This is a genomic window from Lysobacter sp. H21R4 (genome assembly GCF_015277535.1).
GTDB lineage: Bacteria > Pseudomonadota > Gammaproteobacteria > Xanthomonadales > Xanthomonadaceae > Novilysobacter > Novilysobacter ciconiae.
Map to the genome: position 1 here is coordinate 98,815 of NZ_CP063772.1, position 25,129 is coordinate 123,943.

A 25,129-nucleotide genomic window follows, 5' to 3' on the forward strand; every position below is an offset into this window, starting at 1 on the left:
CACCTTTTTACTCGCGCAGACGCGGCATGCCGTGTTCGTCGCGCTCTTCCACCACCGCCATGTCGTGCAGCTGCTGGCGCATGTCGCGTCCGGGCAGCTCGGTGACCGCTTCGCCGCGGCTGGCGCGCAAGGCGTTCGCGTAGGCCAGGCGGCCCCGGGCCTCGTCGCCGGACTCGGCAAAACCGTGGCCAAGCTCCTCCCACGCATCGCCGCCCGCGCCCTGGGCGATCGCACGGTGCAGGTAGCCCTCCGCCGACGCCCAGTGGCCCTGCGCGCGGTTGAGCCGTGCCAGCGCCAGCAGCAGCGCGGGGCTGCCCGGATGCGCCTGCAGCCAGCGCTCGGCGTTTTCGCGCCGTCGTTCAAGCTGGCCGATGGGCAAGCGGCCGTAGAGCGCGGCCAGCGATTCGTCCCAGCGCTCATCGAGCGCCTTTTCCACGCTCTTCGCCGCGGCGTCGTCCCAGCGCAGGGCGGCGGCGCGCTCGGCATACGCCGTTACCGCATCGGGGTCGGTCCGGAAGGCCTTGGGCAATGACTCCCAGCGGTCGGCGAGGATGTTCGCATCGCCCGCCTCGCGCAGGGCCTCGCTGGCCCATTGCGCTTCCAGCCGGTCCAGTTGCTGCACGGGCAGCACCTTCTGCTGGCGCATGGCACCCAGCAGTCCATACGCCTCGCCCACCTCGCCGGTGGCGGCCAGCGCGTGCGCGCGCAGCAGCAATCCCCGCGGCGGCAGCGGTTGCACATCCGGGCTCTCCAGCAACATCAGCGCCTCGGCCGGACGGCCGTCGGCAAGCGCGAGCTCGGCGCCGATCACCGCGCGGGTAACCGGGTGCGAGCCGGTCAATGCGTCCAGGTGCTGGCGCGCCAGCGCTGCATCGCCGGCCGCCGCGGCGGCGCGCGCGGCACCGGCATGGGCCAGCGGGGACACCCCCTGGCGCAGGGCCAGTGGCTGGCGCGCGGCCTCGTCGAGCAACTTCTCCGAGCGGGCCCAATGGCCCAGCTCCAGCGCGCCCAGGCCTTCCACCAGCTTCATCCGGGCGGCGCGGCTGCGGCGCCGGCGCAGGGTGATGAACGGCAGGGTGAGCATCTTCCAGATCAGCCACAGTGCGACCCAGATGCCCAGGCCCACCAGGATGGCCGCGGCCAGCGTGGTCACGTAGCGGGTGCCGCGGAAGTCCAGCGTCAGCACGCCGGGGTCCTGGACCAGCAACTGGGCGGCGAGCGCGCCGACCAGCGCCAGCACGATCCAGAACAGCAGGTTGCGAAACAGGTTCATGGCAGAGGCTCCCGACGGTTGGCGCGCAACTGGCGCAACTGGATCAATGTGGTGCCCAGGGTCGGAAGCCGGGGTGAAAGCGGCAGCGCGGCGATCTCGCGCAACTGGGCACGGGCGCCATTGGCCGCATCAACCGGCGTCCCCAGTCGGGTCAGCCAGGCGTCGGCGCGGCCCAGCGCGGCGCGGTAGGCCGTTGTGTCACGGCGCTCGGCGGCGGCCCGGGCCAGGGTGATTTCCAGCTGCAGGCCCGCCTGCGCATCCGCCCGCTGGGGCGCATCCAGCGCATGCGGCGTTTCCAGATCCTGCACCTGGACAATGCCGATGAAGGCGCGTTTCCACCACGGTTCCAGCGATGTGGGAGCGGTTGGCGAAGGGGGCTGCGGGGCACCCATCGTCGCGGCCCAGGCATCCAGCCGCGCCAGCGCGCGGGCCCGGGGTTCCCCATCCAGTGCTTCCAGGGCGGCGCGCTCCTGACCCAGGGTCTGGCGCAGGTTGAGATACGCCGGGTCCTCGATCGCTTCCAGCACCCCGGCGGCGAGCGCATAGCTTCGCCGGGCGCCGTCCACGTCGCCGGCAATCTGCAGGCGCTGCTGGCCCAGGCTGAGCAGGACCTCCGCCTCGTCCAGGCGCAGGGCGTGCGCACCCAGCCGGGCCGGATCGCTGTAGCGCGCCAGACTGTCCTCGATCAGCGCGGCGCGCTCGGACAGGCCGAGCAGCTCGTCACGCAGGATGCGATTGGTCGCGATGGCCTGCTGCAGGCGCTTGGCCTGGACGCCCTGGTCGCCCCGCAGGCTGTCCAGGCGCTGGCCCAGCGTCTCCAGCCGCGTCTGGACGTCCCCCGCCTGGGCAAGGTCCTCCGCCTGGTGCCCCTGCCATCGGTAGCCGCCATAGGCCAGCGCGCCGACCGCCGCGATCAGCAGGACCAGCAACCAGGGCCAGGCGGCCCGGCGGAGAGGCGGTGGGATGGACGGGGAACTGGACACGTCGATGAACACGCTGGCGGGAGCTCCAATGCTACCGGAGCGCCGTCTGCGTGGGCGTCACGCCATCAGCTGCGCTGCGGCCTCGGCCATGTCCGCCGGACGGGCACTGCGGGCCGGCCGGCAGTCGGAGAAGCCCGACGCGCGGGCCAACTGCACCAGCCGCTCGCTGGCGGCCACGACCGGCAACCCGAGCAGGCGCTCGAGCACCGGCGCAGGCAGGCTCTGCAGGGCCAGTTGCAGCGCCTCGCCGCTGGACACGGCCAGCACGGCAGGCGCGTCGAGATCGCGCACCGCGGCCAGCGCGCGCGGCGGGGGCAGTACCGGTACGCGCCGGTAGACGTTGGCGCGGATCACCTCGGCGCCGCGCGCTGCCAGGGCGGGCGGCAGGGTCCCGCGCCCGCCCGGTGCGGTCACCAGGCCGATGGTGCTGCCTTGCAGCTGTTGCAGGCCGGGCAGCGCGAGCAGTCCTTCGCTGTCCATGCGGGCCGGGGAGGCCACCACCGGGATCCCGGCGCGGCGCAGCGCTGCAGCCGTGCCGGCGCCGACGGCAAACCAGTCCTGGCCCGCTCTGGCGCGAAGCGCGCAAAGCGTCGCGGCCGAGCGTGCGGCCTGCGGGCTGGTGAACATCAGCCGGTCGGCCGCCAACGCGCGATCCAGCGCAGCGCGGCTTTCCGCGCTGTCGATGGTCTCCAGCTTCCACGGTGCCAGCGCCAGCAGGCCGGCGCCGTGGCGGGCTGCGGCGCGGCGCAACGAGGCGTTGCCGCCGCGTGGACGCAGCGAGATCACGTACCATGCGGGAGCCGGGTTGCGCGCGGTCATCGCCACAGCTTGGCACGCGGAACCGACGACTGCATGCCCGTCCTGCCGTCCGCGCATTCCCCTTCTCTTCCGGTCGATCCGGCTCCAGCCAGGGTTTACATGCCGCAATCCGCGTCCCACATCCAGGCCCTGCAGCGTCTCGAGCAGCGCTTCCAATCGATGCCGCCGGTCGCGGCCATGGCGCCGGTGATCGAGGGTTTCGACGGCCAGAGGCTGTGCGTCAACGCGCCGCTGGACCTGCATGTCAACGACAAGGGCTGCGCGTTTGGCGGCAGCATGGTGTCATTGATGACGCTGGCGTCCTGGGGCCTGGTGACGATGCAGGTCGAGGCCGCCGGGCTCGACGCGGGGATCTACGTCGCCGACAGCCAGGTGCGTTATCTGCACCCGGTGTACGAGGACCTGCGGATCACCGCCGAGCTGGCGCCTTCGGGCGGCTGGGACGCTTTCATCGCGACCTTGCGCCAGCGCCGGCGCGCACGCATCAGCCTGGTCGCCCGCCTGATGCTGGCCGACGGTCGCCTTGCGACCGACTTCAGCGCCCGCTACGTCGCCATCGCCCGCTGAAACGATCGGGCACCCGCTACGATCGGCGCCTGCCACCGGAGAACCCCACAATATGCATCGCTCACCCCGTCACCGTCTGAACCGCCGCTGGCACGGCCTGCGCGCGATCCTGCTGGTCCTGGCCGCGCTATGGGTGCTCGCCGGTTGCAGCAGCGCCAGTCCCGCCGCCAACGCGCTGGACTCGGCGCAGTACGCCTGGTCGGGGGCGATCCGCTGGGGCGATTTCGGCGGCGCGCGGAATCTGGTCGACCCGGCGGTCCGCGAGGCGAACCCGCTCAGCCCGCTGCAGATGGAACGCTACGAACAGGTCCAGGTCTCGTCCTACCGCGATGTCGGTGGCGCCCTGGATACCGCCAACGGCCGCGCGGTGCGCAACATCGAGATCGGCGTGATCAACCGCCACACCATGGCCGAGCGCACCGTCCGCTACCTCGAGCAGTGGCGCTGGGACGCCGACGCCAAGGCCTGGTGGCTGGTCAGCGACCTGCCGGATCTGTGGGCCGGGCAATGAGCGCGTTTTTGAGCGCGTTTTTGCACCCGTCCCGCCGCTGGGCGACAATCGCCGGCCCCCAGTCGTGCGCGTGATTCCGTGACCCTTGAAGAACTGCTGGCCTTCGCCCAGCGTCACCCCCTGCTGTCGCTGGCGCTGGTTGGCATCACCGTGGCCCTGGTGTTCACCGAAATCGCCCAGCTGTTCCGGGGCTACGCCGGCCTGCGCCCCGCCGAGCTGGTGGCGCTGATGAACCGCGACAACGCGCTGGTGATCGACCTCTCGCCCAGCAGCGACTTCGAGAAGGGCCATATCGCCGGAAGCAAGTCGGTCCAGCCCAGCCAGTTCGATCCGGAAAGCAAGCAGCTGGCGGCCGCCAAGGCGCTGCCGGTGATCGTCGTGTGCCGCACCGGCATGACCGCCGGCGCGTCGGCCAAGCGGCTGAAGAAGGCCGGCTTCGAGAAGGTCTACGTGCTCGAGGGCGGCATCCAGGCCTGGCGCCAGGCCGACCTGCCACTGGTCAAGGGCCGCCGCGGCTGAACGCGGGACCGCTCACTGCGGGCCCTTGCTTCGCCGACCGTCGACCCCAGCCTTGAGCCCATGGCGCGCCATGGCTGCGTGCCATAATCGCCACTTTTCCGTCCTTACGCTGGAGTAATCCCGATGTCCGAAGAAACCCTCAACGGTGCCGCCGCGCCGGCCGAAGCCGCCACCGGTGCCTCTTTCACGGTCGAGAAGATCTACGCCAAGGACGTCTCTTTCGAAGTGCCCGGCGGCCCGGGCGTGTTCAACGAGCAGGCCCAGCCGGAGCTGCAGATGAACCTCAGCCAGAGCGTGCAGCAGGTCAATGAAGGCCTGTACGAGGTGGTGCTGGGCATCACCCTGACCTGCAACGCCGACGACAAGCCGCTGTACCTGGCCGAGGTCAAGCAGGCCGGCGTGTTCAGCATGAGCGGTTTTGAACCGGCGCAGCTGGACGCCATGCTCGGCATCCACTGCCCGAACGTGCTCTACCCGTATTCGCGTGCCCTGATCAGCAGCCTGATCCAGTCGGGTGGCTTCCCGCCGTTCTTCCTGCAGCCGATCAATTTCGAAGCCCTCTACGGCGAAAGCCTGCGCCAGCGCGCGGCGAAGGACGCCGGCGACCAGGCCCCCGGCCTCGACGGCGTCGAGACCGCCGGCAACGCCTGATCTCGGCGGCATGAACCACTTGGTGGAATCCGGCGCCCAGCGCGTGGCGGTGCTGGGCGCGGGCTCCTGGGGCACCGCACTGGCGGCGCTTATTGCGCGGCACGGGCACGACACGGTGCTGTGGGGCCGGGATGTCGATGCGATTGCCGGTATCGAGCATGACCGCCAGAACGCGCGCTACCTGCCCGGCATCACGCTGCCGGAGAACCTGCGCGCCACCGGTGATCTGGCCGGGGCGATGAGGGATGCCGAGCTGGTGCTCGTCGTGGTGCCCTCGCACGCGTTCGCCGACACCCTGCGCCTGCTGGCACCGCACCGCCCGGCAACTGCCGGCGTGGCCTGGGCCAGCAAGGGCTTCGAGCCCGGCAGCGGCCGCTTCCTGCACGAGGTTGCCGCCGAAGTGCTGGGCGCCGAGGTGCCCTTGGCCGTGGTCACCGGTCCCTCGTTTGCGAAGGAAGTCGCCATCGGGCTGCCCACCGCGCTGACCGTGCACTCGGCCAGCGACGGGTTTGCCAAATGCGTCGCCGACGTCCTGCACGGGCCGAGCTTTCGCGCCTATACCGGCGATGACATGCTCGGCGCCGAGCTGGGCGGGGCAATGAAGAACGTGCTGGCGGTGGCGACAGGCGTGGCCGACGGCATGGAGCTGGGCCTGAACGCCCGCGCCGGCCTCATCACGCGTGGCCTGAACGAGATGCTGCGCCTGAACCGCGCGCTCGGCGGCCGTCCGGAGACGGTGATGGGCTTGGCCGGACTGGGTGACCTGGTGTTGACCTGCACCGGCGATCTGTCGCGCAACCGCCGGCTGGGACTGGCATTGGGCCGGGGCCAATCGATCGAGGACGCGATTCGCGACATCGGCCAGGTGGTCGAGTCGGTGCAGACGGCGGACGAAGTGATGCGCCTGGCCCGTCGCCACGACGTGGAGTTGCCGATCGCCGAAGCGGTGTTCGCGGTGCTGCATGGCGATCTTACGCCTGCCCAGGGGCTGCGCCAGTTGATGGCGCGCGAGCAGAAAGCCGAGTATCCCGGTCCGTTGTTCGGCTGAGTCATCCCCGGAACGTAAATTCTGCGGAGTACGCCCATAAAAAAGCCCGGCCGAAGCCGGGCTTTTTCGTGCATGGCGTTCAGTATCAGAACGTGATGCGCGGACCGATGAACCACTGGGTGTCGCCGTCGACGAACTTGACGTCGCCGCTCAGGCCCCACATCGGGTTGAACTTCACCTGCGCGCCGAGGCGACCGTAGAAGTCACCGTCGTAGTCGCTGCCGTCCTCATAGCCGGCCATCGCGTAGCCTTCGAAGTTCGGCGCCAGCGCGCCGCGCACGCCCACTTCAACGCTGTAACCGTTCAGGCTGTTGTTGAACTCGTCCTCGGAACGCTCGTAGGCGACGCGGGTCACCAGGTCGGCGGCCGGGGAGATCTCGTGGTTGTATCCCACGCCCAGGCGCCACTGGTCGATCTTCACGCCGCGGTAGCGCAGCGGGCCAACGAAGAAATCGTCGGTCTTCTGGTTGGAGTAGTCGCCGAACACGTGGAAGTTCGGCGCGATGGCGCCGGAGCCGCGGACGGCGAAACCGTCGGCATCGCTGTAGTCGGTGTCGGTGGCGATATAGCCGGCTTCGACGTAGTTGTAGGAGATGCCATCGGCGGCCGAAGCAGCAAACGGAAGCGCAGCGATCAGGCTCAGGGCAAGCAGTGACTTCTTCATGATTTCTCGGCCTCTTGAAAGGGGTAGCTCATTCCGGCTGCGGCCCCCTCAAACCAAGGTGGCATCCCAGCCGGACCCGGGCAGTATCCCCGCGAGGGTGTAATCCCAACTGAATTGTGTACTTGACCGTTCAATAACTACAGGTGCTGTTCAGGATGGAATATTGGAAGCCCGGTTGACCGGTGTCATGAAGCCGCAACGCCTCCTTCTGCAGACTGGGCACCCGACGACGTGGTCGATTCCAGAGGAGTCCAACATGGCAATCCGTTTTCCATCCATCTCAAGCAGCATCCTGGATGCCGTGGGCGATACGCCGCTGGTGGAAGTCGAAGGGATTCTGGCCAAGCTGGAGTTCCTGAATCCGTCGGGATCGATCAAGGCGCGCATCGCCAAGTACATGATCGAGAAGGCCGAGGAGGCGGGCCTGTTGCAACCCGGCGACACCATCGTGGAAGCCACCAGCGGCAACACCGGCAATGCGCTGGCGATGGTCGCGGCGGTGAAGGGTTACCGGATGCTGGTGGTGATGCCCGAAGGCCTGTCCGGCGAACGGGTCGCGATATCGCGCGCCTACGGGGCCGAGGTGCTGTTCTGCGGGGATTTCCACGTGAACTCGGCGCTGGAGAAGGCGCGCGAACTGGGTGCGCAGCCTCACCATTTCTGTCCCAGCCAGTTCGAGTCCGAGTGGAATGTGGAGGAGAACCGGGTGGTGCTCGGCCCCGAGATCCTGGCCCAGCTGCCCGATGGCGTCGTGCCCGATGCGCTGGTGGCCGGCGTGGGCACCGGCGGCACCCTGATCGGCGTCGGCCAGGCATTCCGCAAGGTCAATCCGGATGTGCGGCTGTTCGCGATGGAGCCGTCCGAATCCAAAACGCTGCTGTGCGGCGAGGTCGCCCTGCACAAGATCGAAGGCATCTCCGATGGCTTCGTGCCGGGGATCTTCCAGCGCCACGGCGCGCTGGTCGATGAGGTCACCAGCGTCGCCAGCGCCGACGCGGTCGAGGCAATGCGGCACCTGGCGCGTGCACACGGTCTGTTCTGCGGGCCCAGCTCCGGTGCGCACCTGCTGGCCGCCAAGCGCGTGCGCGAACTGCATCCGGAACTGAAAACCGTGGTGACGCTGTTCTGCGACAAGGGCGAGAAGTACCTGCAGGAGTATTTCGTCCGCGCCGGCAGCGAGCCCGAGGAGCCGACGCCCTTCATCTGACAGGTCGCCGGGTGCCGATAGCATGGCTGATCCACCCTCACAGGAATCCACTCATGGGCTGGACCCTGCACACCCACGCCGATGCGCGGCAGCTGGCCGCTCATCTCGTTGATTCGCTGCAGGCCTCGTTGCAGGCCGGCCTGGACGAACACGGCGCCGCCATGCTGGCCCTCGCCGGTGGGAGCACCCCCTGGCCGGTATACCAGCGGCTCGCGCAGGCACCGTTGGCGTGGCAGAACGTCACGCTGCTACCCACCGATGACCGCTGCGTTCCGGTGGAGTCGCCGGCCTCCAACCTGCGCGGCTTGGCCGAGGCGTTCGCGCCGGCCAGCGGCGTGCACCTGGCGGCGCTGACCGCCCCCGACGGCGATCCGGACGCCTCGCTCATCCAGGCACGTGCGTGGCTGGCGCGGCACCGGCAGGACTTCGACGCCGTGGTGCTGGGGATGGGCACCGACGGCCATACCGCCTCGCTGTTTCCTCAAGCCCCGGAACTGGCCTGCGGATTCGATCCGGCCCTGGAAGCATGCCGGTTCGACCCCGACCCGCTGCCCCCAGAGGCGCCGTACCCCCGGATCAGCCTGACGGTCGGCCGCTTGCTGCGCGCCGGAGCGGTGCATCTGCTGATCACCGGCGCAGCCAAGCGTGCGGTGCTGGAAGAGGCGATCGCGCTGAACGATCCGCAGCGTCATCCGGTGATGGCGGTGCTGGGCGCGCCCGCCGTGGATGTGCAGATCCACTGGAGTCCGTGATCGGTTGGCGGCGCGTGCTCGCGTCACTGTGATCGGCCGCGGTTGATCCGCGCGCGTCACCCGCCCTGGGGAGCAGCCGCGTCGCCGGCAAAACCGTGCTGCCGCCACGCCTCGAAGACCATCACGGCAACCGCGTTGGACAGGTTCAGACTGCGGTTGCCCGGCTGCATCGGCAGGCGCAGGCGCTGATCGGCAGGCAGGCTCGCCAGCACCTGCGCTGGCAGTCCGCGGGTCTCGCAGCCGAACAGGAACACATCGCCGCTGCGGTAGTCCGGCACGTCGTGGCGGACGCTGCCGCGGGTGCTGAGCGCAAACACCCGCGGTCGTGTCCCGCGCGCGGCGGCAATCGAATCCAGCGCAGCGTCCAGATCGTCATGCACCTGCATGCTCGCGTACTCGTGGTAATCCAGCCCGGCGCGGCGCAGCTGGCGGTCCTCCAGGCTGAAGCCCAGCGGCCGCACCAGATGCAGGCGTGCGCCCGTATTGGCGCACAGGCGGATGGCGTTGCCGGTGTTGGGCGGAATCTCGGGCTGGTAGAGGATGACGTCGAACATGCAGCGGATTATGCGGGCGGCTCCAGCGTCGGGATGGCGCAAGTGTGATGACTGCGCGTCGGCGCGACTGGCAACGGGCGCAGCGGCGTGACTTGTGACCCGGTCCCCATAACGCGCCCTGCCGTTACGATTGCCTATCCGTCCACACCGGGCGCGACCGTACAAGGAGTGTCGAATGTCCGCATCGTCCCGCGCAGCCGCCTTGCTTCCTGCCGTTCCTGCTGGTTCTCCCCGCGCGTCGCGCCGCAGCGTCGTTGGTGACGCCCGGCCGCGCACGCTGCGCCACGGCGCGCTCGCCCTCGGGGTCGCCTTTGCCATGGGCAGCCTGGCCTTCCTGCCCCAGCCCGCCCAGGCGCGCACGGCCGTCACGGCCGCGCCGGTGGACATCGCCTACGAGCAGTTCACGCTGCCCAACGGACTGCGGGTCATCGTCCACACCGACCGCAAGGCGCCGATCGTCGCGGTCAACGTCTGGTATCACGTCGGCAGCAAGGACGAGCCACGGGGCCGCACCGGTTTCGCCCACCTGTTCGAGCACCTGATGTTCAACGGCTCGGAGAACCACCGCGGCGAGTACTTCGACCCGTTCGAGATGGTCGGCGCGACCGACATGAACGGCACCACCAACACCGACCGCACCAACTACTTCCAGAACGTCCCGACCACCGCGCTGGATACCGCGCTGTGGATGGAGTCCGACCGCATGGGCCACCTGCTGGGGGCGATCGACCAGGCCACCTTGGACGAGCAGCGCGGCGTGGTCCAGAACGAGAAGCGCCAGGGCGAGAACCAGCCCTACGGCCAGGTCTGGACCAAGTTGAACCAGGCGCTGTATCCGGTCGAGCATCCCTACCACCACAGCGTGATCGGCTCGATGGCCGACCTGGACGCGGCCTCGCTGGAGGACGTCAAGAACTGGTTCCGCGCGTGGTACGGCCCCAACAACGCGGTGCTGGTGCTGGCCGGCGACATCGATGTGGCCACGGCGAAGGAAAAGGTTGCCCGATATTTCGGCGACATCCCGGCCGGCCCGGACATGGCGCAGCCGCCGGTCGACGTCGCCCGGCGGCCGGCCTCGACCCGCGAAGTGCTCGAGGACCGGGTGCCGCAGGCGCGCATCTACCGGGCTTGGAACGTCCCGCCGACCGCGACGGTGGAAGCCGACCAGCTCGGCGTGCTGGCCCAGGTCCTTGGCGGCAGCAGCACCTCGCGTCTGGCCAGGCGCCTGGTGCACGCCGACAAGCTGGTCGACAACGTGACCGCCGGCCTCAGCGAGTCGCAGCTGGGCTCCAATTTCCTCGTCTTCGCGACCGTCAAGGAAGGCGTGGACCCGAAGAAGGTCGAGGCGATCATCGACGAGGAGCTGCAGCGGCTGCTGGCCGAGGGTCCCAATGCCGCCGAGTTGGCGCAGGCGAAGACCGTGGTGCGGGCGGGCTTCATCCGCGGTGTCGAGCGTATCGGCGGCTTCGGCGGCAAGGCCGACGCGCTGGCCAGTTGCGCCATCTACACCGAAGACCCGGGCTGCTTCCGCCAGAGCATGGCCACGGTTGCCGCCGTGCAGCCGGCCACCCTGCAGGCGCTGGGGCGCCAGTGGCTGGGCAAGGGCGACCACACCCTGGTGGTGATGCCCGGCGAGCGCACCCCGCTGGCCGAGGATCCGGCGGTGGAGCCGGCGCCGCTGACCCTGCCGCCGGTGGATTCGCGCTACAGCGTGTTGCCGTCCAGCGTGGACCGCAGCACCGGCGTGCCGCTGCCCGACGAGTTCCCCGAGCTGAAGTTCCCCGAACTGCAGCGCGCCACGCTCAAGAACGGCACCCGGGTGATCCTCGCCCAGCGCCACGACATCCCGGTGGTGCAGTTCTCATTGCTGTTTGACGGCGGCTTCAAGGCCGATCCGGCGGACAAGCTGGGCAGCTCCAGCTTCACCATGGGCATGCTCGATGAAGGGGCCGGCACCTACGACGCGCTGGGCTTTGCCGCGCGCGCCGAAGCCCTGGGCGCCGACCTGGGCGCCGGCGCCGCGCTGGACGGCGCAAGCGCCTCGCTGTCGGCACTGAAGGAAAACCTCGACCCGTCGCTGGAGCTCTTCAGCCAGATGCTGCGCAAGCCGCGCTTTGAGCAGAGCGAGATCGACCGTGTGCGAGCCACGTGGATCGCCGGCATCAAGCAGGAAAAGGCACGGCCCAATTCGGCCGCACTGCGCGTGCTGCCACCGCTGCTGTACGGCGAGGGCCACCCGTATGCCATCCCGTTCAGTGGCTCGGGGACCGAGGACACGATCGCCGCGCTGACCCGTGACGACCTGCTCGCCTACCACGAGGGCTGGGTGCGGCCGGAGGCGGCCACGATGGTGGTGGTCGGCGACACCACGCTCAAGGAGATCGTGCCGATGTTGAACCGGCACCTGGGCGACTGGAAGGGCAAGGGCGCCGCGCCCGCGCCGGTCAGCGTCCCGGACGTCGCGCTGCCCCGTGCGCCGCGCGTGTTCCTGATCGACCAGCCCGGCGCGGTGCAGGCGAACATCTACGTCGGCGAACTGGTGCCCTCGACCAAATCCGAGGACGCCACCGAGTTCGGCTTCGCCAACACCGTGCTGGGCGGCCAGTTCAGCTCCCGGCTCAACATGAACCTGCGCGAGGACAAGCACTGGGCCTACGGGTCCTACAGCTTCACCAGCAACGCGATCGGCCAGCGGCCGTGGCTGGCCTACGCGCCGGTGCAGATCGACAAGACCGCCGAGTCGGTGGCCGAACTGAAGCGCGAGATCAACGACTTCGCCAGCGGCAAGGCGCCGGCGAACGCCGAGGAGGTTTCCAAGGTCAAGGCCAATGAAATCCGCAGCCTGCCCGGCGCCTACGAGACCGGCAGCGCGGTGATGGGTACGATCACCGGCATCGTCCGCTACGACCGCCCGGATGACTACGTCTTCCAGCACAAGGCCGAGATCGACGCGATGACCCCGGCCGTGGTGGCCAAGGCCGCCTCGACGATCGACCCGGGGGCGTTGACCTGGGTCGTGGTCGGTGACCTGGGCCAGATCGAGGCGCCGGTGCGCGCGCTCGAGCTGGGACCGGTGCAGGTGCTGGACGAAGACGGCAAGCCGGTCGCGCGGGCCGCCAGCGCCGCCAGCAAAGAGTAGAGCGCGGCATCTTCGCAAGCGCCCGCCGGCCTCGCGCGGCGGGCGCTTGCCAAGCGCGCGGGATGTCCGCTGCGCGGTTATGCCTGATTCACGCCGGGCGGCCGATAACATCGGCTGCCCGCACCACCCGCCGCGGGCTCCCGCTCCGTCGGCCCCATCCCTCCAGGAGTTTCCATGATCCGCTCGTCGACCCTCGCCATCCCGCTTGCCCTTGCCACCGCAGTCCTCCTCGCCGGCGGGTGCACGTGGGTGAAAATGGCGCCGGGGGCCAGCGCGGTTCGGGTGATCGGCGCAGGTGGTCCGCCGGCGGGATGCACCCGCCAAGGCGAGATCGCGGTCTCGGTCAAGGACAGCGTCGCCTTCTACGAGCGAAACAACCTGCGCGTGCGCGAAGAACTGGAAACCCTGGCCCGCAACGAGGCGCCGGGCCTGCAGGCCGACACCATCCAGCCGATGGGCCCGCCCGCCGCCGGCGAGCAGCGGTTCTCGGCCTACCGCTGCGGCAGCGTGACCGCCGTGCCCGGACCCGCCGCGGCGGAGACTCCGAAAGGTGGCGTGCAGACGTATCCGGTCGGCAACTGACCGGTTTCGCGGCCAGTGTTAATGCAGGCGGGACGGTAACGCGTTAACCTGTCGTGATACCTGTCTTTTCTGGTTTGCCGCCCATGCAGTTCCAACATGTCGCCATCGCCGGTCTGGCCCATATCGACGCGCCACGCCGGTTGAGCTCGGAAGAGATCAATCTCCGGCTCAAGCCGACCCTGGACCGCCTGGGCATCCGCACCGACGTGCTCGGCGATATCGCCGGCATCCACGCGCGCCGACTGTGGGACGGCGATGTGCTCGCCTCCGACGCGGCGACGCTGGCGGCGGTGAAAGCGCTGGCCGATTCCGGGATCGATCCCGACCGCGTCGGCCTGCTGGTCAATACCTCCGTCAGCCGCGACTACCTGGAGCCTTCGACGGCCTCGATCGTCAGCGGCAACCTCGGCCTGCCCGACACCTGCCAGAACTTCGACGTCGCCAATGCCTGCCTGGCTTTCATCAATGGCATGGACATCGCCAGCCGCATGATCGAATGCGGCGAGATCGACTACGCGCTGGTAGTGGACGGGGAGACGGCCGACCTGGCTTACGAGAAGACCTTGGAGCGCCTGAGCAGTGCCACCTGCACCGAGGCGGACTTCCGCAACGAGCTGGCGACGCTGACCCTAGGTTCGGGCGCCGCGGCGATGGTCATGGCGCGCGCCGAGCTGGCGCCGGGAGCGCCCCGCTACAAGGGCGGCGTGACCCGGGCCGCGACGGAATGGAACAAGCTGTGCCGCGGAAACCTTGATGGCATGGTCACCGACACGCGGATGCTCCTCATCGAGGGAATCAAGCTGGCCCAGAAAACCTTCGCCGTTGCCCGCCACAAGCTGGGCTGGGTGGCCGAGGAACTCGACGAGTTCGTCATCCACCAGGTCAGCAAGGTGCACACCGCGGCCTTCACCAAGGCCATGGGCATCGATCCGAAGAAGGTACTGACCATCTTTGGCGAGCACGGCAACATCGGCCCCGCGTCGGTGCCGATCGTGCTCAGCAAGCTGCGCGAGATGGGCCGGCTGAAAAAGGGCGACCGCGTCGCCCTGCTCGGTATCGGCTCGGGGCTGAACTGCTCCATGGCCGAGGTGGTCTGGTAACCGGACCGCAACGCGCCGCCGCGTGATCGATCCGGCGGCGACGACTCAGTTGGCCGGGCAGGCCGGGTCGCGCCCGGCGTAGACGGCGCAGATGGCCTGCCGGCACTTCAGGCCCTTGGTGGTGTTGGCCGGCGGGCACTCGCGCAGGTTGGACTGGATCTGCTGCGAGCGCGTCGGCGGGACGCCGGTAGACGCGGTCTGCTTGCCGGCCACCGCGCTCGCCCCCTCACTCTCCATTTTCTGGATCAGCGTATCCAGCCCGCTGGCCGGTGGTGCGTCCGCCGCCTTGATGTTGCCCAGCAGGGTCGCCATCAGGTCCGGCTCGTCGTTGCGCATGCCCGGTTGGGACGTACGAGCTCGCGCGGCTGGCGAGGCCGATGTGGCCGCAGTCCTGGCTCGGGCCGGCTGGCCGGGCGTAAACGGATTGGCCCGCTCCGACCGCACTATTGCCAGTGCGGGCGCGGAGGCCGCAAACGGGGAGGCGAGTGGATCGTCTTCGCCCGCACCGGTATCTGCACCGTCCGCACCACCCAAGAGGGCCGAGGCGCCGCTGGCAGGCGAGGTCTCCTCGATGATCGTGGCCGCCCCGCGTCCAGCATTGTTCTCCATCCCGGCGGTTCCGGATCCGGGGTGCATCGGCGCATCGGCCGGCGAAAAGCCTGTCTGGCCGCTTCCCGATTGCCACCACCACAGCAGCGCGAACACACTGACGGCCGCGGCCGCAAGAATCAGCAGTTTCCTTCGCGGAGCCGGGCCTGTGCTGACCGCGGCGGTCTTGCCACCGTCCATGTCTGCTAGGATCCGCGCCGGCGAGGGGCCGATCGCAGGGCTGGGGACGCCGGCCATGAGGCTCGGGCGACGGGGTTTGGCATCTTGCCGATCCACGTGGACTCCTTTCCAGACCGCCAATCCGGCTGGTTACGGTCCGGGGGAGGCCGGACGATGTGCCCGGGCATTCTGCGTTGGGGTCGCAGTGGCGTCAATTGGATGGCCTGGTGGACGGTCAGGTGGGCAACAGGGACGGTGGCAACATGCTCGCGCTTGGGATGGCGGTGTTTTTTCTGGTGACGGTACTGCTGGCGTGGCTGGCGGTCTTTCCGGCTGCGCGCGACGGTGTGCTGGCCGGGGTCGGTCGCTGGCGCGCGCGAATGGCAGCCGCGGCGGGACGCTGGCAAGAGGGCGCGGGCACGCGCGCCGGCAACTCCTCGCGCGCGCTGCGCGGAGGCAGCGCGCGACTGGGGCAGTTGCTGCACCGCCGACGCTGGCTGCTGGTCGCGACCGTCGCGGCTCTGGCGCTTCCACCGGTGCTGATCCTGCAATTCGGTCGCCAGGTGTTGTGGGACGACTTCGGCGGCGGCGCGGGCTTCAGCGCGGACAGCCATGTGGTCGAGCTGCTGCGCGGTGAGCGCCTGGCGCCTCCGCCGGAACTCCCCCCCGCCGTGTTTATCGCCGCGGAGGCCGCGCAGATGCGGGGTGTCGCGGTGGTGGCGCCCCGCGAGATCTCCAGCGCCGATCGCAAGTGGGCGCGCATCGCGCCGGACTTCCAGCAGCGGGTGCTCGCGATCTACCGCGTCATGCGCGAAGTGCACGGTTACGAAATGGTGCTGGTGGAGGGCTATCGCAGCCCCGAGCGGCAGGCGTCCCTGGCCGCCAAGGGCGGCGCAGTCACCCGTGCCGGCGCCGGCCAGAGCTGCCACCAGTACGGTCTGGCGGTCGACAGCGCGCTGTACCGCGACGGCAGGCTGCAGTGGGACATGGAGGACCCGTGGACCCGTCGCGGCTACTTCCTCTACGGCGAATTGGCGGTCGAAGCGGGTCTGGAATGGGGTGGCAACTGGCGCAGCATCAAGGACTACGTCCACCTGGAATTGAAGTCCGATTGCCGCCAGGCGCGTCGCGCGGCGGGGCGATGAGGGGCTCATCGGCTGGCGCGGCAGGTGAAAACCGGGGGCTGCACCTGCTATCTTGACCCGCGGCGCAGGAAAGCCGGATGCCCGATGGGCAAAGCCAGGGAGCAGGGCGATGTGGAAACCCGTTGATGTTGCCTACGCGTGGATCACCCGCGGCGTCGCCGTGGCCGGTCGTTAGCGGGAGGCGGGACAGTGCGTCCGGATACGCGGCAATGAGGGTGGGTGCGCTCATCCGGGGACTGCTGGGAATCGCGATGGTGTTCGGTGCGGTTTGGCTGGTGGCGATCCTCTATTGGCGGGCCAGCGGCGCGACGCCGGGCACGCCCCAGATCGTTGGCACGTTGTTGGTTCTGCCCTTGTTGCTGGTCGCTGGCGTTCTGCTGCTGCGGGCGCTTGCCCGCCGGCGCAAGGCGGGCCACGAACAGACGGCGAAGGATTCGGTCGCGGGCAGCGCGGCGCCACAGAACACCACTACTCCGGTCGAGGCCGATCGGATCGTGTACCTGCTGGACAGCGCCGCCTTTACACGCGCCGGCAGCGGCGGCGAAGTCCTGGCGGGAGCGCTGTTGCAGCCCCAGCGGCCCTCGCTGCATCCATCCCTGCGCGACCAGATGGGCCTGCCGGTATTTGCCGCCCAGGTCGATGATCTGGATGTGGAACGTGTGCGCGCTGCGGTTGACGGTCTGCTGCCGGAATCCGGACCGCGTTCCCAGGGTTTTGCGGAATACCAGCTGCGCGCGCTGGCGCTGCTGGAACCGGTCGCCGAAGACCTGCTGTACGCCGCGCTGCCGTTCGCGGACGTGGACCCCGTGGCTGCGCCGTCCGCAGACACGGCGATGCACCCGCACGCGATGCAGCACTCGCGTTCCTCGCGCGCGCTGGCGCCCGCGCCGCAGGCGCCGGTCCTGCACATCCGGCTGCTGCTGCCGGCCCACTGGCCCGAGCCGGTGCGTCGCGCCTGCCTGGGCTGGATCGCCGACAAGGCCGCCACCATCGGATTTGCCAGCGGAACGTTCCGCATCAGCGTCGAGCCGGTCGCCGGCACCGCCGATGCGTGGCGGGTGATCGACCGGCTGGCCCAGCCCGACGCGCATGCCGACACCGCGCCATCCGACACCCACCTGCTGCTGGCGGCGCACAGCCTGGTGGACGAGCTCGCGGTCAGCCGGCTGGATGCGACCCGCAGCCTGCTGGTCAGCGGGCATCCGGAGGGACTGATTCCCGGCGAGGGCGCGGCGGGCGTATGGCTGTCGACGCAGACCCCCGGTGACGGGCGGGAAGCGCCGCCGCTGCGGCTGCATCGCGTCGTGCACGGACCGGCGGGACACGGGCGTACGGCCGGGCGCGAGCTGGCGTCGCTGCTGCAGCGCGCGCTGGCGGTCGCCTCGCTGCCCGCCGACGACGTCGCCGCCGTCTTCAGCGACGCCGATCACCGCCCCAGCCGCGCGATCGAGATCGCCGGCGCGATGACCGCCTGCCTGCCCGAGCCGGACCCGGTCGAGCAGGGTCGCCACCTGGGCCTGGTCTGTGGCGAGACCGGCGCGGTGGCGGTCCTCGCGTTGCTCGCCGCTGCGGCGGCGCAGGCCACGGGCGAAGACGCGCCGGTCGTGCTCGCGTCGGTCGCCGACGGCACGGTGCGTTTTGCCGCCGCGCTGTCGCCCATGCCCAACCCTGAACCTCCAGCCGCGCCCGCGGCGGAAACCGTTTGACGATCATGGATGCGTAGATGAGCAGCTTCTGGACCAACCTTCGTTTCTGGCTGAGGGACTACCGCGTGCTCGCCGCGCTGGGCATCGCCATCGCGGCCGCCGTTGCGTACTTCGGCAGGGACTCGCTGATGGCGGCGGGCGGCTGGCTGGTCGCGCTGCTCATCCTCGCCGTCGTGGCCTGGCTGGCGTTCCTGCTCGTGCGCAAGCTCCGCACGGCGCGCGCGGCAAAGCGGCTCGACAGCATGGTGGCCGAGCACGCTGACCACGCGGTTACCGCCGCCAAGCCCGCCGCGCGCGCCGACGCCGAGGTCCTGCGCGAGCGCATGGCCGAGGCCGTCAAGGCGATCAAGACCTCGCGCCTGGGCCAGATGAAGGGCAACGCCGCCCTCTACGAGCTGCCCTGGTACGTGATCATCGGCAACCCGGCTGCCGGCAAGAGCACCGCGATCCTCAACTCGGGCCTGCGCTTTCCCTTCGAGGACAACCGCAGCAACGTGATCCACGGCCTGGGCGGCACCCGCAACTGCGACTGGTACTTCACCACCGAAGGCATCGTGCTGGACACCGCCGGCCGCTACACCGTCAGCGCCGAGGACCGGCTGGAATGGCTGACGTTCCTGGACCTGCTCAAGAAGCACCGGCCGCGCGCGCCGATCAACGGCATCATCATCGCCGCCTCGATCGCCGAGCTGTCGGGCAGCAAGCCCGAGTTCGCGATCGACCTGGCCAAGAACCTGCGCCAGCGCGTGCAGGAGCTGACCGAGCGGCTGGAGGTCCACGCCCCGGTCTACGTCGTATTCACCAAGGCCGACCTGATCAGCGGCTTCAGTGACTTCTTCCGCGGCCTGGACCCGTCCGAGCGCGAAAATGCCTGGGGCGCGACGCTGCCCTACGAGCTGGACAGGCAGGGCGCCGGCAGTGGTGAAGGCGACGCGCTGGAATCGTTCGACCGGCATTTCGACGTGCTCGCCGACGGGCTGCGCGAGATGGGCCTGGCACAGATGGCGATGGCCCGCGGGCGCGATGTCAGCCCGGGCCTGCTGGCGATGCCGATGGAGTTCGCCGGGATCAAGCCGGCGCTGCGGACCTTCATCGCCACGTTATTCGAGGAGAACCCCTACCAGTTCAAGCCAGTGTTCCGCGGCTTTTACTTCACCAGTGCGCTGCAGGAAGGCGTCACCGTGCAGCCCGCGTCGGAGCGCGTGGCGCGCCAGTTCGAGCTGCACGGCGGCACACCCGCCGGAGAGACCGTGGCCCCCGCCGACAGCAGCCACTTCCTGCTCGGCCTGTTCCGCAAGGTGATCTTCGCCGACCGCCAGCTGGTCCGGCAGTACTCCAACCCGGGCCGGACGCGGGTGCGTTACGCGGCCTTTGCCGGTGCCGTCGCCGCGCTGGCGCTCGTGCTGGCGGGCTGGACCTGGTCCTACAGCGGCAACCAGCAGCTGGTCGCCGACGCCACCGCGGACCTGGACAAGGCGATCGCGGTGCAGGCGGAAAAGGTCGATCTGCAGTCGCGCATCGAGGCCCTGCTCGTGCTGCAGGACCGGCTGGAGCAGCTGCAGCGGCACCGCGATGCCCACCCGCTCAGCCTGGGACTGGGCCTCTACCAGGGCGCCGCGGTGGAAGCCAAGCTGCGCGAGGAGTACTTCCATGGCATGCGCCAGCTGATGCTGGTGCCGGTATCGAGCAAGCTGGAAAGCTATCTGGCCCAGGTCGTGGCCCGGCGCAGCGAGCTGAAGCCGCCGTCGCTGACCGGCGCACCGTCCGACAGCGATGACGGCGCGGACGATGCGGCCGCCAGCAGCGACACGCGCCTGTACGAGGACGCGGTCGCGACCGACTCGCAGGACGCCTACAACGCGCTCAAGACCTACCTGATGCTGGGCAACCACGAGCGCGTGGAGGCGACCCATCTGAGCGACCAGCTGACCCGGTTCTGGCGCGGCTGGCTAGAGGCCAACCGCGGCGCGATGACCCGCGAGGAACTGCTGCGCGCCGCCGGCCGCCTGATGACCTTCCACGTCCAGCAGTCCGCCGACCCTGGCTGGCCGCAACTGGAGCTCAAGTACAGTCTGGTGGACGACAGCCGCGAGGCGCTGCGCCAGGTGATGAAGGGCACGCCGGCGCGTGATCGCGTGTACGCCCAGATCAAGGCCCGTGCAGCAACGCGCTTCAGCCCGGTCACCGTGGCCAGCCTGCTGGGCGACAAGCAGGCCGGCGGCGCGGTCACCGGCAGCCACCAGATTCCCGGGACCTTCACCCGCAAGGCGTGGGAGGACTACGTCCAGGGTGCGATCAAGGAAGCGTCCAGCACCGAGTTGAGCAGCACCGACTGGGTGCTGGAGGCGACGGTGCAGAACGACCTGACCCTGGCCGGCAGCCCGCAGCACATCGCCCGCGAACTGGCGGCGATGTACAAGGCCGAGTACGCGCGCGAGTGGAGCAAGTTCCTGCAGGGCATCAGCGTCACCCGCTTCGACAATTTCGAAGAAGCGGTGAGCCGGATGAACCGTCTGGGCGATCCGGTCAACTCGCCGCTGCGGCTGCTGCTGGAAGCCGTCAACCGGGAAACCGTGTGGGACAACCCGGCCGCCGCCAACGCCACCGCCGGCGCGGTCAAGGGCGGCATCGCCGGCTGGTTCAACCGGGTGGTCATGCGCCGCAACCCGACCTCGATCCCGGTGTCGGTGGATCCGCAAAGCGGCGAGAAGGGTCCGGTGGAGGCCGGACCGCTGGGGCAGAAGTTTGCCGGACTGGCGCGGCTGCTGGTCGAGCACTACGGTGGGCCGGCCCTGCTGCCGCAGTACTTCGAGGCGCTGGGCAAGGTCCGCAGCCGCTTCAACCAGATCAAGACCCAGGGCGATCCGGGTCCGGGCGCACGCAAGCTGATGCAGGAGACGCTGGACGGCGGCTCCGAACTGGACCTGGCCTTGAAGCTGGTGGACGAGCAGATGCTCAACGGTCTGGCCGAGGACCAGCGCAACACCCTGCGCCCGCTGCTGCTGCGCCCGCTGGTGCAGGCCTTCGCCGCGCTGGTACGGCCGACCGAGGGCGAGATCAACCACACCTGGACGGCGCAGGTGCTGCGCCCGTTCGAGGACGGCATCGGCCAACGCTACCCGTATGCGCCGGAGGCGACGGTGGAAGCGGCGCGCGCGGACATCGAGCAGATCTTCGGCCCGCAGGGCGCGATCGCGAAATTCGGCGAATCCGCGTTGGGGTCGCTGGTCATCCGCCGCGGCACGATGCTGACTCCGCGCCAGTGGGCCGACATCGGCATCAATCTGCGCCCCGAACTGGTGGCCGGCTACGGGCGCTGGGTCGGCGCCACTGCTGCCGGTGAGGGACCGACGATGGTCTTCCAGGTCCTGCCGCTGGCGGCGCAGGGCCGCGAATACACGATGACCGTCGATGGCCAGCAGATGCGCTATCGCAACACGCCGCCGCAATGGCACACCTTCCAGTTGCCCGGCGAGGGCGTGCCGGGGGTGCAGATCCACGCGGTCACCGGCGACGGACGCACCGTGGAGGTGTTCAACGCGCCGGGTGACAACGCGACCTCGGCGATGTTCGACGCTGCCGAGAAGACCAGCCTCGGCCGCCAGCATTACCGGCTTGGCTGGCACCGCGACGGCGCCCGGGTCGAGGTGGAACTGCGCATCGTCAGCACGGTGGAATCCAATGCCGGTGCCAATGATGCCCTGGGCCTGAAGCTGCCGGCGGTGGTGGCCGGCGCGGCGGTGGCGGCGCAACCCGCGCCCGCCGCGACCACTGCGGCAGCATCGCCCGGCGGTGCGCAGTAATGGTGGCGGTGGAGACGGCGCACCCGGTCAGCTATTTCGGCAAGCTGCCCAGTCGCGGGGACTTCGTGCGCACACCGGAAAGCCACCAGTTGATGATGCTGCTGGACCGCTGGGCCGGCCAGGGACTGGAGTTGCTCGCCAGCGATCCGGGCTGGAAGCAGCTCTACGACCAGGCATCGCCGCTGCATTTTGCGTTCGTCGGCTCGCGCAGCCGGCTCGCGATCGGTGGCCATTACCTGCCCAGCCGGGACAGTTCGCAGCGCCGGTTTCCCTTCCTCGCCGCGACCCGCTTCGAGGTCGCCCAGCCGCTGGCGTTCATCGGCCGCAGCCCGCTGGCGCTGTCGCGGCTGTGGTCCAGCCTGGCGCGCAGCGGGCAGCAGATCGTCGCCGCCGAGGATCCGGCCGAGCCGCTGCGCCAACTGGCTGACGGGCGGGTCGCGATCAATACCGACGCGCGCGTCTACGACGCCGCCTTCGATGATTTCATCGAGTTGCAGGACATCGGCTCGCTGCAGGCACTGCTGCGCCAGTCCGGCTACCCGCAGCTGCAACTGCGCTGGTTGCTCCCCGCGCTGGGGATGCTGCTGCAGCCGGTCATCGCCGGCGGCGCGGCCCAGGTCGACAAGGGGCTGTCGCTGCCCCTGCCGGTGGACGCGCTGTACCGGCCGCTGGTGGCCGCGTTCTGGCTCGACCTGTTGGCCGGCTTCCTGGGCCGGGCGGACTTCGAACTCACCGTGCTGGTATGCGATGCAGCGACGGCGTCGGCCGCCGGTCCGCGCCTGCTGATCGGCTTCAACGGCGCCGACGGCCGCCTGCTGCAGGCGACGCTCGACGGCCGCGTCGGCCAGGAGCAGTTGATCGCGGTCGACGACGCCGAATGGGTCGAGGACCACATCGCCGGCGACTACGCCCTCAACCGGCTGGTCAGCTACCTGGATCGCGACCAGCTCTCGCTGCGGGCCGCCCGCAAGACGTTCAACGAGACCTTCCTTGGAACCTGACATGCGCTCACACCCTGTCCTGGCGGCGACCGGCCCGCTCACCTCCTGGTTGCTGGCGATCGGACTGCTGCTGTCACCGGCGGCAGCGCTCGCGCAGTCCGGCGGTGCAAGCGGCACGGCGGCGGAGAAACCGGTGGTGGCCACCGGCACCGTGCCCGACGAGGCGACCCGGGCGGCGATCCTGCAGCGGCTGCGCGAGCTCTACGGCGCCAACCGGGTGGTCGACCGGATCGAGGTGGACGCGGTGATCGCCCCGCCCAACTGGAGCGACCGCGTGCTTGGCATGCTCGGTCCGGACCTCAAGCAAGTGTCCGGCGGCGAGCTGGCCATCGACGGCAACAGCGTGCGCATCACCGGCCAGGTCGGCAACGAGGCCGCCCGGCAACAGGTGGCCAGCGCGATCGCGACGGGCGCGGGTCCAAGCTACGTGCTGAAGAACTCGCTGGTCGGCGGCGGTGGCAGCAAGCAGGACCTGCTGGACCAGACCCTGGCCGACCGCATCATCGAGTTCAAGAGCGGCAGCGCGACGCTGACCGACGGCGGCCGCGCGATCCTGGACGAGATGGCGGTCGCGCTGGAGCGTGTCGGCCAGCAGCAGGTTCAGGTGATCGGCCACACCGACAGCGTCGGCTCGCGCGAGTCCAACATCGCCTTGAGCCTGCAGCGGGCGATCGCGGTGAAGGCCTATCTGGAGCAGCGCGGCGTCAGCTCCGACAACCTCAGCGTGCAGGGTTTCGGTCCCGACCGCCCGGTCGCCGACAACGACAGCGATGACGGCCGCGCCCGCAACCGGCGGATCGAATTCCGGGTGATGTAGCCGGACGCCAGCGCCAAACGGCTGGCCATTGTCCGCCGGCGCACTAGACTGGTGCGATGAGCATTCGACCCTTTCTGGAACACACCCCCCGGCTCGGCGCGCGCGTCTACGTCGACCCGGCCGCCACGGTGATCGGCAACGTCGTCCTGGAAGACGACGTATCCATCTGGCCCGGCTGCGTGGTCCGCGGCGACGTCAACTCGATCCACATCGGCGCGCGCACCAACATCCAGGACGGCGCGATCATCCACGTCACCCACGAAGGGCCGTTTACGCGACCGGGCGGGTTTCCCACCGTGATCGCCAACGACGTGACCGTTGGCCACTCTGCCGTGATCCACGCGTGCCGGCTGGAGGAGTTCTGCCTGGTCGGCATGGGTGCGGTGGTGCTGGACGGGGCGACGGTGTCGCGCTTCGGCTTTGTCGGTGCCGGCGCGGTGGTGGCGCCGGGCAAGACCGTGGGCGAGGGCGAGCTGTGGCTCGGCAGTCCGGCGCGCTTCGTGCGCAAACTGTCGGAGCGCGAGCTGGAACAGCTGCGCCACAGCGCGCAGCACTACGTGCAGCTGAAGGATGCCTACCTGAAGATGGCCGAGAGCGCCTAGATTCCCAGGTTACGCAGGATGTAGAACGGGCCGGAGCGGGATTCGTGCAGCCTCAGGCCACGGTCGTCAAGCCGCTCTCGGCGCGCAGCTCGGCGTAGATCTCGTCGGTGCTCGGGCGAACGCCGTGCCAGACGTTGAAGCTCTCGGCGGCCTGCTCCACCAGCATGCCCAGGCCGTCCATCATCTGGTCGGCGCCGCCGGCGCGCGCCCAGGCGAGGAAACCGATCGAGGCCTCGCCGTAGCCCAGGTCGACCACGTCGCCGCGCGGCGCAATCAGCGACTGCGGCAGCGGCAGTTCGCCGCCGTCGGCCGCGTGGCCGATCGAGGTGGCGTTGATGATCAGGTCGAACACGCCCTGAGTGTGCAGGTCGGCGAAGTTGCGCGGATGCACGCGCGCCGGGTCGCCGAGCAGGTCGGCGAGCGCGTCGGTCCGGCTGTCGGTGCGGTTGACGATCATCAGGCCGGAGATGCCCGCATCCAGCAACGCCGGGGCGACGCCGTGGGCGACCCCGCCGGCACCGATCAGCAGCACCCGGCGGCCGCGCAGGTCCTGGCCATGGCGATCGGTGAGGTCACGCACCAGCCCGAGGCCGTCGGTGTTGTCGCCGGCCCAACCGGTGGCGGTGCGGGTCAGGGTATTGACCACGCCGCAGCGGCGCGCGCGGTCGCTGAGGCTCTCGCAGGCCGCGGCGGCACGCGCCTTGTGCGGCAGGGTCACGTTGGCGCCCTTGCCGCCGGCGGCCGCGAATTTGGCCAGCGCGTCGTCGAATTCCTCGGCGGTCGCGTCGATCAGGCCGTAGTCCATCGCGATGCCGGTCTGGCGCGCGAACGCCGCGTGGATCCGCGGTGACAGCGAATGCGCGACGGGGTGGCCGATCAGGGCGAATCGGGGAGTGGGCATGGGGACCTCGCTTGGAC

Annotated in this window: 22 protein-coding genes and 1 pseudogene; 16 read left to right on the forward strand and 7 right to left on the reverse strand. The window is 69.7% G+C overall.

Annotated elements, in window-relative coordinates:
* Nucleotides 1-7: 7 nt before the first annotated feature.
* From INQ40_RS00445 to INQ40_RS00455, 3 genes are read right to left on the reverse strand one after another with little or no spacing between them, the layout of a single operon-like run.
* A complete protein-coding gene (locus INQ40_RS00445; RefSeq protein ID WP_194340849.1) occupies nt 8-1,273 on the reverse strand; it encodes a heme biosynthesis HemY N-terminal domain-containing protein in 1,266 nt (421 codons plus the stop codon).
* Entirely contained in the window at nt 1,270-2,268 is a 999-nt protein-coding gene (locus tag INQ40_RS00450; RefSeq protein WP_228482053.1) for a hypothetical protein, read from the reverse strand. The genes INQ40_RS00445 and INQ40_RS00450 overlap by 4 nt, the downstream gene beginning before the upstream one ends.
* A gap of 45 nt (nt 2,269-2,313) precedes the next feature.
* Nucleotides 2,314-3,075, reverse strand: a complete 762-nt coding sequence (locus tag INQ40_RS00455; protein WP_194340853.1) for a uroporphyrinogen-III synthase — start codon at nt 3,073-3,075, stop codon at nt 2,314-2,316.
* Between the two features lie 99 nt (nt 3,076-3,174).
* On the opposite strand from INQ40_RS00455, the gene INQ40_RS00460 reads away from it, so the two are divergent.
* The 5 genes from INQ40_RS00460 to INQ40_RS00480 all read left to right on the forward strand — a co-directional run bounded on the left by INQ40_RS00460 (nt 3,175) and on the right by INQ40_RS00480 (nt 6,371).
* The gene (locus INQ40_RS00460; protein WP_228482054.1) at nt 3,175-3,642 is read left to right on the forward strand and encodes a YiiD C-terminal domain-containing protein; all 468 of its coding nucleotides are present in this window, start codon (nt 3,175-3,177) and stop codon (nt 3,640-3,642) included.
* Nucleotides 3,643-3,739: 97 nt separating this feature from the next.
* Nucleotides 3,740-4,153: a hypothetical protein gene (locus tag INQ40_RS00465; protein WP_194342326.1), complete on the forward strand. Its 414-nt coding sequence runs from the start codon at nt 3,740-3,742 to the stop codon at nt 4,151-4,153.
* 78 nt (nt 4,154-4,231) lie between these two features.
* Nucleotides 4,232-4,672 (forward strand): rhodanese-like domain-containing protein, encoded by a 441-nt coding sequence (locus INQ40_RS00470; RefSeq protein WP_194340857.1) that lies wholly within the window; start codon nt 4,232-4,234, stop codon nt 4,670-4,672.
* A 123-nt stretch (nt 4,673-4,795) separates the two neighbouring features.
* Nucleotides 4,796-5,323 carry a protein-export chaperone SecB gene (gene secB / locus INQ40_RS00475; RefSeq protein WP_194340859.1) on the forward strand — a complete coding sequence of 176 codons (528 nt, stop codon included), beginning with the start codon at nt 4,796-4,798 and terminating at the stop codon, nt 5,321-5,323.
* A gap of 10 nt (nt 5,324-5,333) precedes the next feature.
* A complete protein-coding gene (locus INQ40_RS00480) occupies nt 5,334-6,371 on the forward strand; it encodes an NAD(P)H-dependent glycerol-3-phosphate dehydrogenase (protein WP_194340861.1) in 1,038 nt (345 codons plus the stop codon).
* A gap of 85 nt (nt 6,372-6,456) precedes the next feature.
* Here the strand turns inward: INQ40_RS00480 and INQ40_RS00485 are convergent, their stop codons facing one another.
* Complete coding sequence (locus INQ40_RS00485) at nt 6,457-7,035, reverse strand: Ax21 family protein (RefSeq protein WP_193985291.1); 579 nt, start codon at nt 7,033-7,035, stop codon at nt 6,457-6,459.
* Nucleotides 7,036-7,291: 256 nt separating this feature from the next.
* Here INQ40_RS00485 and INQ40_RS00490 point away from each other — a divergent pair, with 256 nt between their 5' ends.
* On the forward strand, nt 7,292-8,242 hold the full coding sequence (locus INQ40_RS00490) for a cysteine synthase family protein (protein WP_194340863.1): 951 nt from the start codon (nt 7,292-7,294) through the stop codon (nt 8,240-8,242).
* 53 nt (nt 8,243-8,295) lie between these two features.
* Nucleotides 8,296-8,994, forward strand: coding sequence for a 6-phosphogluconolactonase (pgl, locus tag INQ40_RS00495; protein WP_194340865.1), 699 nt, complete (start codon nt 8,296-8,298; stop codon nt 8,992-8,994).
* A gap of 56 nt (nt 8,995-9,050) precedes the next feature.
* On the opposite strand, the gene INQ40_RS00500 is transcribed toward pgl, so the two are convergent.
* On the reverse strand, nt 9,051-9,548 hold the full coding sequence (locus INQ40_RS00500) for a tRNA (cytidine(34)-2'-O)-methyltransferase (RefSeq protein WP_194340867.1): 498 nt from the start codon (nt 9,546-9,548) through the stop codon (nt 9,051-9,053).
* A gap of 316 nt (nt 9,549-9,864) precedes the next feature.
* On the opposite strand from INQ40_RS00500, the gene INQ40_RS00505 reads away from it, so the two are divergent.
* From INQ40_RS00505 to INQ40_RS00515, 3 genes and pseudogenes are all read left to right on the forward strand, one after another.
* A complete protein-coding gene (locus tag INQ40_RS00505) occupies nt 9,865-12,687 on the forward strand; it encodes a pitrilysin family protein (protein ID WP_228482221.1) in 2,823 nt (940 codons plus the stop codon).
* Between the two features lie 255 nt (nt 12,688-12,942).
* A pseudogene (locus INQ40_RS00510) lies at nt 12,943-13,188 on the forward strand (DUF4156 domain-containing protein); the annotation flags it as partial.
* 164 nt (nt 13,189-13,352) lie between these two features.
* Nucleotides 13,353-14,369: a 3-oxoacyl-ACP synthase III gene (locus INQ40_RS00515; protein ID WP_193985300.1), complete on the forward strand. Its 1,017-nt coding sequence runs from the start codon at nt 13,353-13,355 to the stop codon at nt 14,367-14,369.
* A 45-nt stretch (nt 14,370-14,414) separates the two neighbouring features.
* Here the strand turns inward: INQ40_RS00515 and INQ40_RS12980 are convergent, their stop codons facing one another.
* Nucleotides 14,415-14,978 (reverse strand): hypothetical protein, encoded by a 564-nt coding sequence (locus INQ40_RS12980; protein WP_228482056.1) that lies wholly within the window; start codon nt 14,976-14,978, stop codon nt 14,415-14,417.
* Nucleotides 14,979-15,364: 386 nt separating this feature from the next.
* On the opposite strand from INQ40_RS12980, the gene INQ40_RS00525 reads away from it, so the two are divergent.
* The 6 genes from INQ40_RS00525 (at nt 15,365) to INQ40_RS00550 (ending at nt 24,211) form a co-directional block, all read left to right on the forward strand.
* Nucleotides 15,365-16,282, forward strand: a complete 918-nt coding sequence (locus INQ40_RS00525; protein WP_228482057.1) for a M15 family metallopeptidase — start codon at nt 15,365-15,367, stop codon at nt 16,280-16,282.
* Between the two features lie 209 nt (nt 16,283-16,491).
* The gene (locus INQ40_RS00530; RefSeq protein ID WP_194340873.1) at nt 16,492-17,988 is read left to right on the forward strand and encodes a hypothetical protein; all 1,497 of its coding nucleotides are present in this window, start codon (nt 16,492-16,494) and stop codon (nt 17,986-17,988) included.
* 17 nt (nt 17,989-18,005) lie between these two features.
* A complete protein-coding gene (tssM, locus tag INQ40_RS00535) occupies nt 18,006-21,791 on the forward strand; it encodes a type VI secretion system membrane subunit TssM (RefSeq protein WP_194340881.1) in 3,786 nt (1,261 codons plus the stop codon).
* Nucleotides 21,791-22,792 (forward strand): type VI secretion system-associated protein TagF, encoded by a 1,002-nt coding sequence (tagF, locus tag INQ40_RS00540; protein ID WP_228064392.1) that lies wholly within the window; start codon nt 21,791-21,793, stop codon nt 22,790-22,792. Before tssM ends, tagF begins: the two co-directional genes overlap by 1 nt.
* Nucleotide 22,793: 1 nt before the next feature.
* The gene (locus INQ40_RS00545) at nt 22,794-23,609 is read left to right on the forward strand and encodes an OmpA family protein (protein ID WP_194340883.1); all 816 of its coding nucleotides are present in this window, start codon (nt 22,794-22,796) and stop codon (nt 23,607-23,609) included.
* Between the two features lie 56 nt (nt 23,610-23,665).
* On the forward strand, nt 23,666-24,211 hold the full coding sequence (locus tag INQ40_RS00550) for a gamma carbonic anhydrase family protein (protein ID WP_194340885.1): 546 nt from the start codon (nt 23,666-23,668) through the stop codon (nt 24,209-24,211).
* Between the two features lie 52 nt (nt 24,212-24,263).
* On the opposite strand, the gene aroE is transcribed toward INQ40_RS00550, so the two are convergent.
* Entirely contained in the window at nt 24,264-25,112 is an 849-nt protein-coding gene (aroE, locus tag INQ40_RS00555; protein WP_193985313.1) for a shikimate dehydrogenase, read from the reverse strand.
* Between the last annotated feature and the right edge of the window lie 17 nt (nt 25,113-25,129).